Below are 450 nucleotides of genomic sequence, written 5' to 3' on the forward strand. Positions count from 1 at the left end.
TTTTTTAAAAAAAGTACTATAAACTTAATGAAATAAAGGGTTTATGGGTTATATAGTGAAAATATCCTCGTGATATTTTTCAAAAAGGGTACTATTTTTAGAGGGTGATATTTTGATATTTTTACGAAAAAGGGGATGTAATTAATATATTTAATAAGTAGTTTAATAAATAAAAATAATATATTATCAAAACCAAAACTTATATTTTCGTTTTGACAATCTCTTCATTAATTATCCTTCTACTTTTATATTTAACTTTTACATCTATTCAATTAAATAATCATCTACAAATTAAATTAGAATCTAGGAGTGTGTAATCGGATATGTCTTTAAATTATACTGTTAAATCTGTCAAAATTAAATCTAATTGGTTTGATAATATCGAACGTAAGAAATCTGTTTTTAAAAAAATTACATATAAAGGATTAAATCTATACTTTCAATTATACA

The sequence above is a fragment of the Bacillus sp. JJ722 genome, assembly GCF_036963345.1.
GTDB lineage: Bacteria > Bacillota > Bacilli > Bacillales > DSM-1321 > Bacillus_AD.